Consider the following 18,401-nt stretch of genomic DNA (forward strand, 5'->3'; position numbering starts at 1 on the left):
GAGCATGATTCTGTAATCTGCTCCAGGACGTCTAGGGGATTCTTTGTCCTTGTTAGGAAAAATAAATTCAACATACTGGTAGGAGGGAAGCAATATGAATACTCAAGCGTTAACACCGAGACAGATTGTTGCAGAGCTTGACAAGTATATTGTAGGTCAAAAGAAAGCTAAAAAATCGGTAGCGGTAGCCCTTCGTAATCGTTATCGGCGTAGCCTTTTGCCTGAGCACACTCAGGACGACATTGTGCCTAAAAATATCTTGATGATTGGACCTACCGGTGTGGGTAAAACGGAAATCGCCCGTCGCCTCGCTAAACTGGTAGGTGCGCCATTTGTGAAAGTGGAAGCTACCAAGTTCACTGAAGTAGGTTACGTTGGCCGTGACGTTGAATCGATGGTGCGTGATCTGATTGAGACATCACTGCGTATGGTGAAGCTGGAGCGGACTGAAAAAGTGAAGGACAAAGCTGAAGAAGCTGCCAATGAGCGAATTGTACATATTTTGGCTCCTTCACAGTCTAAGTCCAAGAGTCAGCGTAATCCCTTTGAGATGATCTTTGGTAATAATGGCAACAACGTTCAGGAACAGGATGAGCCAGAACCGGATACTGGGGTTGCCGAACGCCGCCGTAAGATCAAGTTTGATCTGTTGTCCGGCAAGTTGGAGGATGACATCATTGAGATTGATGTCGAAGACACTGCGCCTAACATGATGGACATGTTTGCTGGACAAGGTAATGATCAGATGGGCATGAATATGCAGGAGATGTTTGGCAGCCTCTTACCTCGTCGTACGAAAAAGCGCAAGCTCGCTATCAAAGAAGCGCGCAAAGTGTTGATCCAGGAAGAAGCAGGCAAATTGATCGATATGGATGATGTTACCCAAGAGTCCATTCGCCGGGCGGAGCAGACAGGTATCATTTTCATAGATGAAATCGACAAGGTTGCCAGTCAAGGACGCGGTAGTGGACCCGATGTATCCCGTGAGGGTGTGCAACGTGACATTCTGCCTATCGTAGAGGGCTCTACAGTGATGACGAAATATGGCCCTGTCAAAACGGATTATATTCTGTTTATGGCAGCTGGCGCATTCCATGTCGCCAAACCCTCTGATTTGATTCCTGAGCTTCAGGGACGCTTCCCAATTCGTGTGGAACTAAGCAGTCTAACGCTGGAGGAGTTTGTTTCCATTCTGACTGAACCCCAAAATGCACTGACCAAGCAGTATGTTGATCTGTTGCGGACAGAGAATATTGAGATTGAGTTCTCGGATGAGGCCATTCGCGAGATTGCCAAATTGGCTGAATCCGTCAATCAAAATACAGAAAATATAGGTGCTCGTCGATTGCATACGATTCTTGAAAAGCTTTTGGAGGATTTATCCTTTGAGGCACCTGAGCTTACACTGGAACGTATGGTGATCACTCCGGAGTATGTTCGGGAGAAATTAAATGATATTGCGCTTGATCGTGATTTGAGCCAGTATATCCTGTAACATGCGGCTAGCAATGCAGTTGTTAAAATGATGCTATAAATGAACGGTATGCAAGAGAGTAGAGAACATTTGTGTGATCGACAAAGGGAAGCAATCCTTTAATGAATCACAAAGGCCCTCTTACTTGGCGCATATCGTTTATTTTTGTTTCTATCTAAAGGATTTTGATGTTACAACCGATAAAAGATGTGTGGTTGTTATACGGATCGACAAAACCTAGGACTTGTGCCGCATGTATCCGGAGTTAAAACCTATCGGAGTGGTAGTTATTCTTCCATTCCATACCCAATGATTCCCATTAAAAGAATTTTCCTTATTCCAAGTCTGGTCATCGGTTTAGTCGACAGATTGGTAAATGTTGCGTAAATGCGCAAAATGATGAATTATTGAAAAGTTTGAAGTCACTAATTGTTTTCTTAAAATTAAAATATATAGACCCCACTTAATTGTTAAGAAAGTGTTGTGTGGGCAAGACGAGTTTTCTTTATTCTTGAAAGATAATTTGTCAATTGATTAATATACAGCTTTGTATGTATACCTATCATATTGTCCTTAAACCCTTAGTGTAACGGCAAAAAATTCTAACATTATGAACTATGAAATATTCGGAAATATACATAATTACGGGCGTTATAAGCTCATGTTGAGACTCGAAATTTTTTTTTTATTTTAAGAATGTTAAAGAACAATAAGGGAGAGTATTAACATACTTTTGTTTTGGGCCCGAACATTTACGAAAAAATTCATAATTTGCAGAAAATACACAAAAAGCCCCGTCTTTCAGAAAAGATAGGGCTTTTTTCTTATTGTAATAAATCCCAAACTCGAAGAAACTTATGTTATACGACAACATCAGAGTTAATTCTACTTAAGTCCTAGAAAACCGTGTAAAGACGAATGTTTTTGTCGAAAAAAACATAAGAATTTTCAAGGGAAAAGATACAATCTTTTTCCATAACTTCTAAAGAGAGGAGGGAGATTGTGAATCTTTTAAACGATATCAGCTTTAAAAGATTGCAAGGTGCACTCGATGCGTCCAATATCAGACAACGAACAATTGCTGACAACATCGCGAACGCCGATACTCCGTATTTCAAGCGCTCGGACGTTTCTTTTGAAGAAATGTTGCAAGGGCAAATGAATGGAGATATGCCTGTTCTTAAGGGTAAATTAACTGATGCAAGGCATTTTGTCATAGGTCCTTCCTCTTCCGTACCCACGCCAGTAGTTAATATGGACCAGTCAACCTCCATGAATAACAACGAAAACAATGTCGATATAGACAGAGAAATGAGTCTTCTGGCGGAGAATCAGTTACGTTATAACGCTTATATTCAGCAAGTGAACGAACAAATTAAAATCATGCGTGTTGGCGTGGAAGGGAGATAACCTAAATTGAACATTAGTAATAGTTTTAGTATCAGTAGCTCAGCTCTGACAGCCCAACGGTTGCGGATGGACGTAATATCTTCCAACATTGCCAACGCAGAGACTACGCGCGCGAGCGTATCCAATGGTGAAGCGGTCCCTTACAAACGTAAAATGGTTGTGCTTGAGCCGAATAAAACGTCATTTGGTACGATGTTGCAAAATCAGATGAGAGGTAGCGGTTCAGGAGATGGCGTAAGAGTAACGGAGATTCGCGAGGATCAGTCACCTCTGAAGCCTGTGTATGACCCTTCTCATCCGGATGCCAACGCAGAAGGATATGTATTTATGCCTAATGTGGATATTGCGAAAGAAATGGTCGACATGATCTCTGCTTCGCGTTCATATGAAGCAAACGTAACAGCACTGAATTCAACCAAAGCGATGATCTCCAAAGCTTTGGAGATTGGAAGATAATCTGCTTAAAAATGAAAATAAGAAAAATACAAACCAGGGATGAAGGGGAGGGACATTAATGATTCAGAACAACATGTTTAGCACACAGGGGATACAACCGCTACAGATGAAGAGTGCAACCGAAAGTAAGCCTTCTACACCAGCCGAAACCATTCAGAGCTTCGGTACATACTTACAGAATGCATTAGGGTCCGTTGCAGCACAGGAGGCTCAATCGCATGAAATGTCGAATCAATTTTTGGTCGGCAAAGCGAATGTGGATCAAGTGATGATTGCTTCAGAACAGGCCTTGTTAAGCCTACAACTCACAACTCAAGTCCGAAACAAAGTGGTCGAAGCATACCAAGAAGTTATGCGAACGCAGTTATAAATAACATACTTGCGCTTCGATAATAGCGCTGATCATTACAACAAAGCAGCTGCGATGCTGCTCCTGATCGTCAACCTATGAAACGGCTAGGGTTGAGTAAGGACAGACTAAGCAAAGTTTCGGATGGGGTGACAGAGTGAATGAGAGAATCGCCCAGTACAGGGATAAGGCATCCCAGTATTGGAATAGTTTTAGCAAAAAGCAAAAAGTATTATTTATATCCACCTTCCTGTTCCTGATTTTGGCTGCAGTTGTACTCACGATGCAATTGTCCAAAACGGAATATGAAGTTGCTTTTACAGATTTGAATGCAAGTGATTCAGCGGGCGTGATCAGTTATCTCGATTCATCTAGCATTCCATACAAATTAAGTTCAGATGGCAAGACCATATCCGTACCGAGTACAAGTGTTGCAATTGCAAAGGTGAATGTTGGATCTCAAGGGATTATTCAGAATGGTTCTTTAGGGTATAAGTCATTCGAGGAGTCATCATCCCCCATCGGGATGACGGATAAAGAGTTTGATGTAAAGTACAACAACGCTATAAACGGAGAAGTTGAACAGTTACTTCAGCGGATGCAAGGGATACAGGATGCTAAAGTACTCGTGAATATGCCGAAAGATAACATCTTTGCTGGTTTAGAAGAACAAGACAAAGCATCAGCATCGGTAGCTCTCCAATTCAAACCGGGTTATCATCCAAATCAGGCAGCGGTAGATGGCTACTTTAACTTGGTTAAGACTGCAATTCCTAATCTGCCTGTTGAGAACATCACGATTACAAACACAGATGAAGCAGAATTGATTCCAACTGCCCGAGGTGGCAGTGGCGGGTTGTCTTCCGAAGTTCAAGAAAACATGGCACTACAGAAAAAGTTTGAAAACGATGTCCGTAATAACGTAAAACAATTCCTTTCCCAGATTGTAGGCGAAGACAAGGTTAATGTTTTGGTAGCCTCCAAGCTTAATTTTGACAAAGAAACACGTAAGGAAAATCTGGTCACACCTGTTGATGTAGATAATATGAAAGGCATCGAGATCAGTGTGCAGGAGATTCAAAAGAGCTACACTGGCGCAAGCAATCCAACAGGTGGTGTTGCTGGCACAGGACAAGAGGAAGTTCCGGGTTACCCATCATCTGATGCAACCGGTAACTCTACCTCCGAAGAATCATCAAGCACTATAAACTACGATGTTAATCGAATTGCCAAGGATATCATTTCCAGTCCGTATACTGTAAAAGACTTAACCATTAACGTTGCAGTTGAACCACCGAATGGAGAAACAGAATTACAGGGACCGGTTCAGGACGCAATTGAGAACATTTTGGTTAACATTGTTCGTGCTTCACTGGCAGACTCAGGCACTGTAATAAGTGACGCCGATCTGACAAAGAAAGTTTCAGTCATGTCACAAGGCTTCCAGACTGCCTCTGCAGACAATACAGGTTTCCAGCTTTCCTCAACGATGATGTGGGGTGGAGGCGCACTCATAGCGGCATTGATCGCAGCGGTAGTTATTTTGTTAGTACGCCGTCGCCGCAAACAAAACGAAGTCGAAGAAGAAGAGATTCCTCTTCCAATAGCAACAGAGTTCCCGTCCATTACGCTGGACAGTGTAACGAACGAAAGTCAGGTGCGCAAACAATTGGAGAGTTTGGCCAAGAAAAAGCCAGACGAATTCGTCAATCTGCTGCGTACATGGCTGGCTGACGAATAGAGGTGAGCGCATTGGCAAAGGCAAGCAGTCAAGGTTTGACTGGCAAACAAAAAGCAGCAATATTGTTGATTACATTAGGTCCGGAAGTATCAGCTCAGATATTCAAACATCTGCGTGATGAGGAGATTGAGCAACTTACGTTGGAGATTGCCAACGTTCGCAAAGTTGATTCTTCTGAAAAGGATATGATCATGGCCGAGTTTCACCAGATCTGTCTGGCGCAGGAATATATCTCTCAGGGCGGTATCAATTACGCCAGAGAAATCCTGGAAAAAGCTCTGGGTTCATCAAAAGCACTTGAAGTCATTAATCGTTTGACAGCTACGCTGCAAGTCAGACCATTTGACTTTGCGCGCAAAGCAGATCCGAATCAAATTTTGAACTTTATTCAGAATGAAAGCCCGCAAACGATTGCCCTGGTTCTGTCTTACCTGCAATTCGAACAGGCAGCAGCGATTCTATCATCCTTGCCACAAGAGAAACAGGCAGATGTCGCTCGCCGGGTGGCTGTTATGGATAGTACTTCGCCAGAAGTTATCTCTCAAGTGGAGCGGGTTCTGGAACAGAAGTTATCCTCTACCGTAACGCAGGATTACACCAATGCAGGTGGTATCGAATCGATCGTTCAGATTCTGAACGGAGTCGATCGGGGTACAGAACGTACCATTTTGGACTCGCTTGAAATTCAGGATCCAGAGCTTGCAGAGGAAATCAAAAAACGCATGTTTGTATTTGAAGATATCGTCAATGTGGATGATCGTTCGATTCAGCGCATTATTCGGGATATCGACAACGCAGATTTGCAGCTGGCACTCAAAGTGGCAAGCGAAGAAGTTCGGGATGCCGTGTTCCGGAATATGTCTAAACGGATGTCCGAGACATTCAAAGAAGAGATGGAATTCATGGGACCTGTGCGATTGCGTGATGTTGAGGAAGCTCAGACTCGTATCGTAGGAACGATACGCAGATTGGAAGAAGCCGGTGAGATCATTATCGCACGCGGTGGAGGAGATGATATCATTGTCTAATTTGATTAAATCTTTCCAGTATGTACCCGTTGATGACCGTAAAAAACTTGAAAATCATCATCATTATGGTGGTGCTGAGGAGTCTGAAACGGAATTAAATGGTGTGAGTGCCGAAGGTTCTGAAGTTGAAACACTTCAAGCACGCGTGGACGAAGAAACACAACGTCTTACCGCAGAAATGCTGGAAGATGCCAAGGAGTTTGCAGAAAAGCAAGTACGTGAAGCTTCAGAAGAGGCAGAGCGCATGCTTCAAGAGGCCCGTGAACAGATCGACAGCTGGTGGCAGGAACAACGACAACAGGATGAACATCTGACTGAAGCGCTTCGTTCACAAGGTTTCCAACAGGGTTTTGAAGAAGGCAAAGTACAAGCTGAACTGGATCTCCAGGTGCAAATCGAAAAGATGATGATTGAAGCCCAGGAAGTGCTCAAGGAAGCTTATGTAGCTAAAGATCAGATCATTCAGGAAGCCGAACCGTTCCTCGTGGAGCTCGCTTGCGGGATCGCTGAGAAAGTCATTGATAAGCAACTTACCATTGAACCCGATCATACATTGGAACTGATTCGTCAGAGTTTGTCACGTAAACGGGAGCAGGGTTTGATCACACTCTGTGTGGCACCTGATCAGTTTACATTTGTACAGGCAGCTCGTGAAGAATTATCTCTGTCCATTGACTCTCAGGCAGAATTGCAGATTTTGCCTGATTCAACGGTCAAAGATAAGGGATGTGTCATTCGTTCTTCGTTCGGAAGTGTAGATGCGAGAATTGATACACAGCTTGCTGAGATTAAAAAAGAACTGGTCCGCATAGCACTTGAGGATGAGGAGCGAAAAAATCAACATGAAGGTTCTTAGTTCACAGCGATATATGGAACATTTGCGCCAATTCGATCCTGTTCGTATTAACGGCAAAGTTACTCAGGTCATTGGTCTTATGGTGGAGTCAGAAGGGCCAGATGCAAGTATCGGTGACGTATGTTATATCTATCCTGGGAAATCGGCCAAGCCTCTTCAGGCCGAAGTTGTTGGGTTTCGAGATAACAAAGTGCTGCTTATGCCACTGGGTGAACTTCAATCCATCGGTCCTGGTTGCGATGTAGTAGGTACGGGTAAACCACTCGGCGTTCAGGTAGGCTCCGAATTGCTCGGTAAAGTATTGGACGGACTTGGACAACCGCTGGACGGTTCCCTCCTTCCATCCAGAATGCCGATGTACTCTACCTCCAATACACCGGTTAATCCAATGGATCGTCCACGTGTACTTGAAACGATGGGTGTTGGTGTAAGAGCTATCGACGGATTGTTGACCGTAGGTAAGGGACAGCGTGTAGGTATTTTTGCCGGTTCTGGTGTTGGTAAGAGTACATTGATGGGCATGATCGCTCGTAATACAGCAGCAGATGTCAATGTCATCGCGCTTGTGGGTGAGCGTGGACGTGAGGTACGTGACTTTATTGAACGGGATCTGGGTCCGGAAGGACTGGAACGCTCCGTAGTCATTGTTGCAACTTCAGATCAGCCTGCCCTGATTCGGATCAAGGGAGCAGTTATTGCAACCACTATTGCAGAGTATTTCCGAGATCGTGGAATGAACGTGATGCTCATGATGGATTCGGTAACCCGATATGCGATGGCACAAAGGGAGGTTGGTCTGGCCGTAGGTGAACCTCCGGCAATGAGAGGATATACGCCATCGGTTTTTGCAAGTTTGCCCAAACTGCTTGAACGGGCGGGTACAGGACCTACCGGTTCGATTACAGCCTTTTATACCGTTCTGGTCGATGGGGATGACATGAATGAACCAATCGCGGATGCCGTAAGGGGTATTCTGGATGGACACATTGTGTTAAATCGATCCATTGCAAATAAAGGTCATTTTCCAGCGATTGATGTGTTAGCCAGCATAAGCCGTGTTATGAAGGATATTGCTCCAGAAGAGCAGTTGGAAGCTGTTAATAATATGAAACGTTTGATGGCTGTGTACAAAGAATCGGAAGATTTGATCAATATTGGAGCTTACCAACGGGGATCAAATGCAGCCATAGATGAATCGATAGACCAGATTGATAGTATATGGAACTTTACCAAGCAGAAAGTCGACGAGAAAGTCACTTTAAGTGAAGTACAGGAACGTTTGATTCTTGAATTTGCAAGGAGATGAATGGGTAAACGATGAAATTTCGATATCATTTCCAGAAAGTTGTTGACCTGAAGAGTAATGAAAAAACACAGGCAGAGTGGATGTTATCCACAGCGATCGGTAAACTTCAGACGGAGGAAGAACATCTGATACAACTTCTGAACGACAGAAGTAATCTGATCGGCATTATCCAATCTGCTACGGAAAATACAGCGTCTGTAAACAGTCTGCAGGAGATGCAGCGTTATGTACATCACCTTGACGAGTGCATTTCACGCAAAAACAGTGATGTTAAACATGCTCAGGTCAACGTGCAACGGAATCAGACGTTTCTGAACGGTAAGATGGTTGATGAAAAAGTATGGCTTGGAGCGAGAGACAAGGCCAAAATCAAATTTCAGCAGGAGATGCTCCTCCGGGAACAGAACGATCTGGACGAGATGGCTACTGTACGCTTCGCTGCCAAAGCCGGACGCGCGAATTGATGTGAGCCGGACGCGAAGTTGTCTCGTGAAGGAGGAATGAACGATGGCTGTTAAAGATGATAGCGACATGGAAAAAGAGTCGGGAGGCGGTTGGGAAAAGTTTCTCATGATTTCTATCCCGATTGTATTCACCGTAGTATTGCTGGGCGTATTGCTTACGCTTTTTAATGTAGATATTCGTAATAATTTGTTCGAATTCGCCAACAAGATCCCGGTAGTCAAGGAATGGGTACCTGATCCTGTGCTGGACCCTGAGAAAGATAAGCTGGAGAAAAGTGAGCAGCAGGTTGAAAGTGCTGAAGCCACAATCGAAAAGCTGAAATCCCAAGTAACTGCCAAAGAAACAGAGCTCAAGGCAGCACAGGAAGCGACAACAACTGAAGCGAAGAAAGCAACAGACCTTCAGAAGAAGTTGGATGATGCGGAGAAAGCTGCTGAAACGGCTACGGCAGCAACGCCGGAGACAGAATCTGATTATCAAAAACAAATCAAAGATTTAGCTAAAATGTATGCTGACATGAGCCCAAGCAAAGCTGCACCGATTTTGCAAAATATGACGAATGAGGAAATGGTATTGTTGTTGAATGCCATGCAGTCATCTGCTCGGACCAAGGTGCTTGAAAAGATGGACCCGAAAACGGCAGCCGATGTCACCATGATGATGAAGGATGCCAAACCGTCCGGGGATCTGGCGCTGGATGCGCTGCAATCCAGATTGAAGAAAGAAACCGCAGCAACTTCAACTGCATCCACAACCACAAGCAAAAACCTGGATAAAAACCAGCTTAGTCAAACATTTGCTTCGATGTCTGCTTCAAGTGGTGCCAAGTTATTATTGGAAACATACAAGTTAAGTCCTGACAAAACATTGACCATCCTGAATTCAGTAGATGATGCAACACGCTCTCAATTGCTTGAGAACATGTCTTCAGAGGACTCGGTTGAAACTGCAAAAATTTTGAACAAATTAATGGGCAACAAGTAGACCTGATTACACTGTTTAACCGAGAGGAGGTGAAAATAAAATGTCGATTGTATATCAAATGACATCCACAGCAACTGCAAAAGCAACAGGAGCAGGTCAGACAACCGGAGCACAATCTAAAGGTTCAGTTGCAGGTGCTAGCGGTGAATTTCTCCAAACTCTTGCACAATCGTTATCTGGAGGAAACACAGAAGGTGATAGTTCAAGCGCTACTGGAAGTTTAACTGCCAATCCGTTGTTGTTTTCCTTTGCTACAAGTGAAGAAGGAGAAACGGCATCAATCACGGATATACTGAATTCGTTGTTCACGGACTTGGATTCACTTGACGAAGCTTTGGAAAATGACCCAGCTCTACTTGCAGGTTTGCAAACTCTGATTCAACAGATGTATACACAATTAAGTAATCCTCCAGGTACTAATGCAGAAGGTTCCGACGAGTCTTCGAACGGAGCGGAAAGCGTAAAAACAGTACCCGCAATTGAACTGTCGCAGCATCCTGCAGCAGTACGTTTTGTTCTGCAAGATATGCTTACACAATTAGTAGCTGGAATGAATGATCCAGAGAGTAACGTTGCGAAGAACGCTCCTGAATTCAAACATTTGTTACAATCTCTGCAGAGTCAGCTTCAAGAGGCTGGAGTGGATACCACTAGTAACAAAGGATGGACTGAACTGAAATCCATACTGGATACATTGACTGCAGTTAAGGATCAGACTGCACAGGTCGCTCCAAGTACTACGCTTCAAACATCCAAACAGGATTCGGTCGTACCACAAGTTCTTGTTGCGGCAGTGGCGAATTCTGGAACCCAAGTAAAAGCTGAGGCTGAGACAACATCTGTTTCAAATGCAGGTGGAGAAGTGGAACACTCAACCATCATTACTGCAGGAGAGCTGTCCTTGCGTTCATCAGGTACAACAGCAGGAAAACCGGCTGAACCTGTAATGCAAACATCACAGTTTGCCAAAGAAATGACACAGTTTGTTGTTAACAAGCTGGATATTGTTCAGCAAAAAGGATTTTCCGAGGCGACTATCTCACTTCGGCCTGAGCATCTAGGGAAGTTGGATGTTCAAATTACCTTGCAGAACGGGCAGCTGGTTGCACGGTTTATGACTGAACATACGATGGCTAAAGACATGCTTGAACAACAAATGACGCAGCTACGTTCTTCACTTCAAGCCCAGGGAATTCAAGTGGAACGACTTGAGGTTACCCAGAACAGTTCAATCGGATCACAGATGTATCAGGACGGAGGCCGTCAGCCGGGAAGTAACTCTCAGCAACAACGCCGTTCGCGTGAGCGTGAGGAGCAATCGGATGATGCTATAGCTACAGCAGGGATTCAAGAAGAATTGCGTAACTGGCGTAGCGAGCAAGTCGAAGGAAATGAATTACAGAGAGATACGTTTAGTGCTGAGGCTTAAACAGAAATGAGGTGAGCATATGGCTAATGAAATTGTTTCAACGAATAATACCTGGCCGAACTATTCGGCAGCTAATAAAGCAACCACAAGTGCTGCAACAAAAGAATTGGGTAAAGATCAGTTTCTAAAAATCCTGATTACCCAGCTACAAAATCAAGACCCGATGCAGCCGATGGAGGATAAGGAATTTATCGCTCAAATGGCACAGTTCAGCTCAGTGGAACAACTGGTCAATATTTCTACGCAACTTAAAACATTGAACCAGTCCCTTGGTGCTGTATCCGGCATGATTGGCATGGAGGTAAGTTGGCTTTCTTCTAATAAAGATGATAACGGAACTCTTCGTCAGGGTATTGTAGATTCCATCATTGTAAGAGATAGCGTTCAATACGCAAAAGTAGGCAACGACGAGATTAAGCTGGATGAGATCATTCAGGTGAATTATCCAAAACAGGCAGAAGAGAGTCAAACTCCGGTACAGAACGTTCAGGATGTAACCCCTGAAACGAACGAGAGCCAAGAAGTTGAATCATCCGCTGAAACGGGTGATACGGAAGATAGCGGGAAAACGATATGAGTGATCGCATAACGGTTGGACAATTATACGCAGGCCCGATTACACCGAATATGCTTCAAAGACCCAAAACGGGAGAAGCTTCGGCTATACCCGAAAAACCTTTTGCAAAAGTGCTGGAAGATAATCTTCTGAAATTGAGCAATCATGCTGCCAAACGATTGGAACAGCGTGGTATTGAACTCAAGACTGAGCAAATGGAACAGATTGGTTCTGCTTTGGACAAAGCTGCTGCCAAAGGAGCCAAAGAGTCATTGATTTTAATGCAGGATATGGCTTTTATCGTCAATGTCAAAAATCGTACTGTGGTTACAGCTATGGATAGTGAGAGCATGAAGGATAATGTGTTCACTCAGATTGATAGTGCTGTAATCATTTCTTAACCGGCTGGCCCTTCTCGGGAGCCGGAATGCCGCTGACCGACTGATGCGGTAACCAAATGAAGACTGGGAGGATTTTTAAAAATGATAAAATCAATGTACTCAGGCGTTTCCGGGATGCGGGGTTTCCAAACAAAACTCGACGTAATTGGTAACAATATTGCGAACGTAAACACGGTTGGCTTCAAAGGCAGTCGGGTTATGTTCAAAGATATTATGAGCCAAACTACGGCAGGGGTAACTGCCCCTGGCGATGCAAGTGGTGGTGTCAATGCGAAACAAATCGGTCTTGGTGTAACGGTAGGTTCAATTGATACGTTGCATCTGGCAGGTAGCCCAATGACAACGAATAATCCAACAGATCTTCGGATTAATGGAGATGGATTCTTCTTGGTACGTTTGAGTGAAGATCAGGAAGTACCTTACCTGACTCGTGCAGGAGATTTCCATGTGGATGCTGCACGTAACCTTTTGACTTCGGATGGATTGTTTGTTCTGGATAACGGTGGTGGAAATATTACGATACCGGATGATGTTGTTTCCTTCACGATAGGTCAGGATGGAACAATCAACCAAACCATGGCAGACGGAACCATCGAAGCGGGTCCACAGATTGGAATAGGTAAAGTTGTCAATCCAGAAGGTCTTGAGAAAATTGGGGGCAACTTGTACCGTATGACAGCAAACGCGAATCCGGATGGGGCGTTGGAACCATTAACAGCGAACAGTGCTGAGGACGGAACAGGAGCAATCGTTGCTGGACAGCTCGAGATGTCTAACGTGGATCTGACTGGAGAGTTTACTGAGATGATTGTAGCTCAACGTGGATTCCAGGCAAACTCCCGGATCATTACAACGTCGGATGAAATACTTCAGGAAGTTGTTAACCTGAAACGTTAATAACTGATTAATGAATTTTAAAAACGTGGGGGAGCTTGCTCCTCCCACTCTGATTAAGGGGGCTTAGCATGATTTCGGTTACGCGGTTAAATGGTTCTCCCATGTGGTTAAATGCGCTGATGGTTGAAATTGTGGAAGAGACGCCGGATACGTATATTACTCTGGTAACTGGAAAGAGACTGATTGTGCTTGAAAAAGCCACTGACGTTATTTCCAAGATTAAAGATTACAACCGTGAAATCGGGGTTCAGGCAGCCACTATTAAAGTGCAGCAAACGGAGGAATCCTGATGAAAAAAATGATGCCCTGGCTTGCAACAATGTTGCTGGCGATAACACTCATTGTGGTGGTTGTGTTTGTATTTATGCAAGGACAGAACGGGAATAAGGACGACACACATACGGCGGCAGCTGCTGAAGAAAAAAAAATGACTGCGGATGAAATTGTAGAAGTATCGTCAGAGCTTGCACAGATTAAAACGAATCTGGCCGATCCGGATCGTATTATTATGGTTAGTTTTTCTTTCAAGTTATCTGACAAAACAGCCAAAGAAGATTTTGAAAAAATCAAAAGCATTACGGTGAAGCCCATTATTATTCAGGCACTTGCAGACACCAAGGCTGAGGAACTGAGTTCGGCCAAGGGTATGAAACAATTCAATGAGAAACTGACAGGTCTAATTAATGAGGCATTGCCTGAGCCGAAATTGAAAAGCACTAGTTTTTCAGACATTGTTATAGCATCAATGTAAATGAACAGAACACGCTGTAGACCTGTAAGGGGGTGAGAACATGGTGGATGTATTATCACAAAATGAGATTGACGCCCTATTAGCAGCCCTTTCTTCTGGTGAAATGGACGCAGAAGAATTGAAGAAGGAAGAAACTCAGAAGAAAATCAGATCGTACGATTTTAAGCGGGCAGTGCGTTTTTCCAAAGACCATATCAGAAGCTTGACTCGTATTCACGAAAACTTTGCACGCTTTCTCACCACTTATTTTTCAGCCCAACTGCGGACGTTCGTTCAAATCAATGTCGTTCAGGTCGAACAGTTGCCTTATGATGAGTTTATCCGTTCTATTCCTAAGATGACGATATTGAACATTTTTGAAGCGGAGCCACTACAGGGACGAATGGTGATGGAAGTCCATCCAAACGTGGGATATGCGATGTTGGATCGCCTGCTTGGTGGAACCGGAATTGCTCCAACCAAGATCGCATCCATGACGGAGATTGAGACGACCATCATGGAGCGGATATTCAGCCGAGCATTTGAAAGTTTGCAGGAAGCATGGAAAACTGTGTTGGATATTTCCCCAAGGATGGAAGCGCTCGAGACCAATCCGCAATTTATGCAGATTGTATCTCCCAATGAGACCATTGCTCTGATCTCGCTCAGTACCAAAATTGGTGACACGACAGGCATGATCAATCTATGTATACCGCATGTCGTTCTTGAACCTATTATGTCACGGTTGTCAACTCATCAGTGGTTTGTTTCGGAGAAGAAAACGAGAGCTCCGGAGGAGTATGATGCTCTAAAAGAGCGTGTAAACAAAGCCAAGTTACCAATCGTTGCGGAATTGGGAGAATCGAGAATTTCAATTGCAGAATTTCTGGGTCTGTCCGTTGGCGATGTCATTACGTTGAACAAACCAGTTGATGAGGGACTTTCCATAAAAGTGGGTGACAAACTGAAATACATGGGCAGTCCGGGGACAATCAAAGACCGTGTGGCTGTGCAAATAGACAAGATTGTCACCGAAGGAGTTGAAGAATTTGACGAGTAAGGATTATTTATCCCAAGAAGAAATCGATGCTTTGCTCAGGCAATCGGAATCGATAAACAGCTCGGAACCCGCTGAAAAGACGGTTGATGATTTTTTGACCGAGCTGGAGCAGGATGCCTTGGGGGAGATTGGTAACATTACATTTGGTAGCGCGGCAACAGCCTTATCCACGCTATTAGGCCTCAAAGTAGATATTACAACACCTAAAGTTTCTATCATTAGTCGAACGCAGTTTGAAGAAGCTTTTCCTAAGCCACATGTTGCCGTTCATGTGAATTACGTGGATGGATTCGAAGGCATTAACTCACTTGTTATCAAGAAGAGAGATGCTCAAGTCATCGCTGATTTGATGCTGGGTGGAGAAGGAAATCCGGTCGATGAAGAACTGAATGAAATCCATATTAGTGCAGTACAGGAAGCGATGAACCAGATGATGGGTTCCTCTGCAACCTCAATGTCCACCATTTTTAATCGTTTTGTGAATATTTCCCCTCCGGGAATCGATATTCTCAATCTGGAGAGTGGAGAGGGTGTAAGTAATCTTCCAGCAGATGAGACACTTATCCAAGTTTCATTTCGTTTGTTAATCGGGGATCTGATCGATTCCAATCTGATGCAGTTGCTTCCAGTACATTTTGCCAAAAGCATGGTAGATATGCTGATTGGAGGCGCTCAGGAGTCAACTGCCAGCGCACCAGTGGCATCAACACCTGAACCTGCGCCAGCAGCTGTACCAGCAACGCCACCACCGGTTGCGGAGCAGCCGCCCGTTCAGCACCAACAGGCTCCACAGGCTCCACAACAGCCTGCTCAGGACTATAACGGATATGGACAGGCCCCGATGGGTATGCCTCAAGGAATGCCGCCACAGCAGCCGTATGGCATGCCACCGCAGCAACCTTATGGTGCACCTCAACATTACGGTGGAATGCCAAATAGGAATGTTAACGTACAACCAGTTCAATTCGCCAATTTGCAAAATGGGGCGTATGGTCAGGTAGACGAAAACAATTTGAATTTATTGATGGACATTCCCCTTAAGGTCACCGTAGAATTAGGAAGGACCCAGAAGCAAATTAAAGATATTTTGGAACTGTCACAGGGTTCGATTGTCGAACTGGATAAGTTAGCCGGGGAACCTGTCGATATTTTGGTGAATAACAAACTGATCGCCAAGGGAGAAGTTGTCGTTATTGACGAAAACTTTGGTGTTCGTGTTATAGATATCGTTAGCCAATGGGACCGAATTCAGAAATTACAATAAGCACAATTTAGGGAGGACTTGAATCAAGATGGCAAACCGAATTTTAGTCGTAGACGACGCTGCATTTATGAGAATGATGATCCGGGACATTTTGTCCAAAAATGGATATGAGGTTGTTGGTGAGGCACAGGATGGCTCACAAGCAATCGAGAAATTTAAAGAGCTTCGTCCGGATCTGATCACAATGGATATTACGATGCCTGAGATGGACGGCATTGCAGCTTTGAAAGAAATCAAGAAGATTGATGCTAACGCTAAAGTAATTATGTGCTCCGCGATGGGTCAACAAGCGATGGTAATCGACGCTATTCAAGCAGGTGCTAAAGACTTTATCGTTAAACCGTTCCAATCTGACCGGGTTATCGAAGCGATCAGCAAGACACTGGGCGTTTAAGAGACATGATGATGGCTCAGGGTGATATTCCAGTAGGAGCTGGCGTGGGAAGTAATTATTATTTACAGCTTGTATGGGTGATTGTTGTCCTGGCCGTCATCCTGGCCCTTATTGTTTATCTGATCCGTTTTCTAAACAAAAGGAATCAGCAAATGTTCCGGCACGGCACAATTCGTACCCTGGGCGGAGTTGGACTGGGGCAAAACAAGTCGTTGCAAATTATGGAGATTGGTGGATGTGTATATCTGCTTGGTGTAGGTGAAGACATCCAGTTGATAGATAAGGTTTCGGATCTGGAAGAGGCCCAAAGAATCATTGATTCCTTCGAACGAGATGCTGCTGCACAACAAGGAAATCTCTCACCTCTCATTGCCAAGCTCACAAAACGTTTCCGTAAAGAAGAACCGCCGCGGGAAATGGAACTAGAGGACACAACTTCTTTTCACGAAATGTTTGAATCCAAACTTCGGCAGATGCCTAACCGTAAAGAGAAGATGGAAAAGCTCCTGGATAAAGACAATACTACAGATCGGTCGAGGGATTCATGAAGAAAAAGATTTGGTTAGCGTGTTGTTTATTAGGACTTATCAGTCTGGCATCTGTAACGGTTGCCTTTGCCGAACCCATTCCGAATATTGATATTCAGATTGGAAACGGTGATGGAGGAACACCAAGCACGAGTTCACTGTCCATCATTCTGTTAATTACGGTGCTTAGTATCGCTCCAGCAATGCTTGTACTGATGACCAGTTTTACTCGGATTGTGATTGTGCTCGGTTTTATACGTACATCTTTGGGTACACAACAAATGCCACCCAATCAGGTGCTGGTCGGTTTGGCGCTATTTCTGACACTTTTCATTATGTCGCCGACGTTGTCTTCCATAAATCAGGTAGCGCTTCAGCCCTATCTCCAGGGAGAGCTTACGCAAACAGAGGCACTTGAAAAAGCAGCTGATCCGATAAAGAAATTTATGTTTAGTCACACTAGAGAAAAAGATCTGTTGCTGTTTATGAAGTACAATCAGACTGAACAACCAAAGACCTACCAGGATATTCCAATCACTGTAATGGTACCGGCATATGTAATCAGTGAGTTGAAGACAGCATTCCAGATGGGGTTTATGATTTTTATTCCGTTTCTGGTTATAGACATTGTTGTCGCGAGTACACTCATGGCAATGGGGATGATGATGCTTCCGCCGGTCATGATCTCATTACCTTTCAAAATACTGCTCTTTGTCCTTGTGGACGGGTGGTACCTGGTAGTCAAGTCACTGTTACTGAGTTTTAACACTTGATCCGGAAAGTTAAAGGAGGACGGTCATGACTTCGGAATTTATTATCGGTCTGGCCGGGAAAGCGGTATACACGTCATTGCTGGCCAGCGCACCTATGCTTATACTAGCTCTGGTTGTAGGACTTGCAATCAGTATTTTTCAAGCGACAACTCAAATTCAGGAACAAACATTAGCTTTTGTGCCCAAGATTGTTGCCGTACTTCTGTCAGTACTTTTGTTTGGACCTTGGATCTTAAATATCTTGGTCGATTTCACGTTTAACATTCTCGATAATCTATACAGATACATAGGGTAGGCTTTA

General features: G+C 44.1%; 22 protein-coding genes. All 22 read left to right on the forward strand.

Annotation, left to right across the window (positions count from 1 at the left end):
* Positions 1-94 precede the first annotated feature (94 nt).
* The 22 genes from hslU (at position 95) to fliQ (ending at position 18,395) form a co-directional block, all read left to right on the forward strand.
* Positions 95-1,495: an ATP-dependent protease ATPase subunit HslU gene (gene hslU / locus MKY01_RS11380; protein WP_047842474.1), complete on the forward strand. Its 1,401-nt coding sequence runs from the start codon at positions 95-97 to the stop codon at positions 1,493-1,495.
* A 981-nt stretch (positions 1,496-2,476) separates the two neighbouring features.
* Positions 2,477-2,884 carry a flagellar basal body rod protein FlgB gene (gene flgB, locus MKY01_RS11385; protein WP_036609373.1) on the forward strand — a complete coding sequence of 136 codons (408 nt, stop codon included), beginning with the start codon at positions 2,477-2,479 and terminating at the stop codon, positions 2,882-2,884.
* A gap of 6 nt (positions 2,885-2,890) precedes the next feature.
* Positions 2,891-3,340: a flagellar basal body rod protein FlgC gene (gene flgC, locus MKY01_RS11390; protein WP_017689191.1), complete on the forward strand. Its 450-nt coding sequence runs from the start codon at positions 2,891-2,893 to the stop codon at positions 3,338-3,340.
* Positions 3,341-3,398: 58 nt separating this feature from the next.
* Positions 3,399-3,710, forward strand: a complete 312-nt coding sequence (gene fliE, locus MKY01_RS11395; protein WP_017689190.1) for a flagellar hook-basal body complex protein FliE — start codon at positions 3,399-3,401, stop codon at positions 3,708-3,710.
* 136 nt (positions 3,711-3,846) lie between these two features.
* A complete protein-coding gene (fliF, locus tag MKY01_RS11400) occupies positions 3,847-5,430 on the forward strand; it encodes a flagellar basal-body MS-ring/collar protein FliF (RefSeq protein WP_036609370.1) in 1,584 nt (527 codons plus the stop codon).
* A gap of 11 nt (positions 5,431-5,441) precedes the next feature.
* A complete protein-coding gene (gene fliG, locus MKY01_RS11405) occupies positions 5,442-6,458 on the forward strand; it encodes a flagellar motor switch protein FliG (RefSeq protein ID WP_036609368.1) in 1,017 nt (338 codons plus the stop codon).
* On the forward strand, positions 6,451-7,314 hold the full coding sequence (locus MKY01_RS11410; RefSeq protein ID WP_076249819.1) for a FliH/SctL family protein: 864 nt from the start codon (positions 6,451-6,453) through the stop codon (positions 7,312-7,314). The genes fliG and MKY01_RS11410 overlap by 8 nt, the downstream gene beginning before the upstream one ends.
* A complete protein-coding gene (gene fliI, locus MKY01_RS11415) occupies positions 7,301-8,620 on the forward strand; it encodes a flagellar protein export ATPase FliI (protein WP_036609365.1) in 1,320 nt (439 codons plus the stop codon). Before MKY01_RS11410 ends, fliI begins: the two co-directional genes overlap by 14 nt.
* Before the next feature lie 11 nt (positions 8,621-8,631).
* Entirely contained in the window at positions 8,632-9,084 is a 453-nt protein-coding gene (gene fliJ / locus MKY01_RS11420; RefSeq protein ID WP_036670362.1) for a flagellar export protein FliJ, read from the forward strand.
* A 43-nt stretch (positions 9,085-9,127) separates the two neighbouring features.
* On the forward strand, positions 9,128-10,069 hold the full coding sequence (locus MKY01_RS11425) for a DUF4088 family protein (protein WP_221824181.1): 942 nt from the start codon (positions 9,128-9,130) through the stop codon (positions 10,067-10,069).
* A gap of 40 nt (positions 10,070-10,109) precedes the next feature.
* On the forward strand, positions 10,110-11,498 hold the full coding sequence (locus MKY01_RS11430) for a flagellar hook-length control protein FliK (protein WP_339286432.1): 1,389 nt from the start codon (positions 10,110-10,112) through the stop codon (positions 11,496-11,498).
* 19 nt (positions 11,499-11,517) lie between these two features.
* Complete coding sequence (locus MKY01_RS11435; protein ID WP_047842480.1) at positions 11,518-12,075, forward strand: flagellar hook capping FlgD N-terminal domain-containing protein; 558 nt, start codon at positions 11,518-11,520, stop codon at positions 12,073-12,075.
* Positions 12,072-12,455, forward strand: a complete 384-nt coding sequence (locus MKY01_RS11440) for a TIGR02530 family flagellar biosynthesis protein (RefSeq protein ID WP_047842481.1) — start codon at positions 12,072-12,074, stop codon at positions 12,453-12,455. Before MKY01_RS11435 ends, MKY01_RS11440 begins: the two co-directional genes overlap by 4 nt.
* Positions 12,456-12,536: 81 nt before the next feature.
* A complete protein-coding gene (flgG, locus tag MKY01_RS11445; RefSeq protein WP_127543770.1) occupies positions 12,537-13,352 on the forward strand; it encodes a flagellar basal body rod protein FlgG in 816 nt (271 codons plus the stop codon).
* A gap of 68 nt (positions 13,353-13,420) precedes the next feature.
* The gene (locus MKY01_RS11450) at positions 13,421-13,642 is read left to right on the forward strand and encodes a flagellar FlbD family protein (RefSeq protein WP_074094564.1); all 222 of its coding nucleotides are present in this window, start codon (positions 13,421-13,423) and stop codon (positions 13,640-13,642) included.
* Positions 13,642-14,103 (forward strand): flagellar basal body-associated FliL family protein, encoded by a 462-nt coding sequence (locus MKY01_RS11455; protein ID WP_074094565.1) that lies wholly within the window; start codon positions 13,642-13,644, stop codon positions 14,101-14,103. Before MKY01_RS11450 ends, MKY01_RS11455 begins: the two co-directional genes overlap by 1 nt.
* A 40-nt stretch (positions 14,104-14,143) precedes the next feature.
* Positions 14,144-15,142, forward strand: coding sequence for a flagellar motor switch protein FliM (gene fliM, locus MKY01_RS11460; RefSeq protein ID WP_036609359.1), 999 nt, complete (start codon positions 14,144-14,146; stop codon positions 15,140-15,142).
* On the forward strand, positions 15,132-16,406 hold the full coding sequence (gene fliY / locus MKY01_RS11465) for a flagellar motor switch phosphatase FliY (protein WP_036609358.1): 1,275 nt from the start codon (positions 15,132-15,134) through the stop codon (positions 16,404-16,406). Before fliM ends, fliY begins: the two co-directional genes overlap by 11 nt.
* Positions 16,407-16,434: 28 nt before the next feature.
* Positions 16,435-16,800 carry a response regulator gene (locus MKY01_RS11470; protein ID WP_017689175.1) on the forward strand — a complete coding sequence of 122 codons (366 nt, stop codon included), beginning with the start codon at positions 16,435-16,437 and terminating at the stop codon, positions 16,798-16,800.
* 11 nt (positions 16,801-16,811) lie between these two features.
* Positions 16,812-17,348 carry a flagellar biosynthetic protein FliO gene (locus tag MKY01_RS11475; protein ID WP_174806418.1) on the forward strand — a complete coding sequence of 179 codons (537 nt, stop codon included), beginning with the start codon at positions 16,812-16,814 and terminating at the stop codon, positions 17,346-17,348.
* Positions 17,345-18,100 (forward strand): flagellar type III secretion system pore protein FliP, encoded by a 756-nt coding sequence (fliP, locus tag MKY01_RS11480; protein ID WP_017689173.1) that lies wholly within the window; start codon positions 17,345-17,347, stop codon positions 18,098-18,100. The genes MKY01_RS11475 and fliP overlap by 4 nt, the downstream gene beginning before the upstream one ends.
* A gap of 25 nt (positions 18,101-18,125) precedes the next feature.
* On the forward strand, positions 18,126-18,395 hold the full coding sequence (gene fliQ, locus MKY01_RS11485; RefSeq protein ID WP_017689172.1) for a flagellar biosynthesis protein FliQ: 270 nt from the start codon (positions 18,126-18,128) through the stop codon (positions 18,393-18,395).
* The last annotated feature ends 6 nt before the right edge of the window (positions 18,396-18,401 follow it).

The sequence above is a fragment of the Paenibacillus sp. FSL R5-0486 genome, assembly GCF_037975155.1.
In the GTDB taxonomy this organism is placed as follows: domain Bacteria; phylum Bacillota; class Bacilli; order Paenibacillales; family Paenibacillaceae; genus Paenibacillus; species Paenibacillus amylolyticus.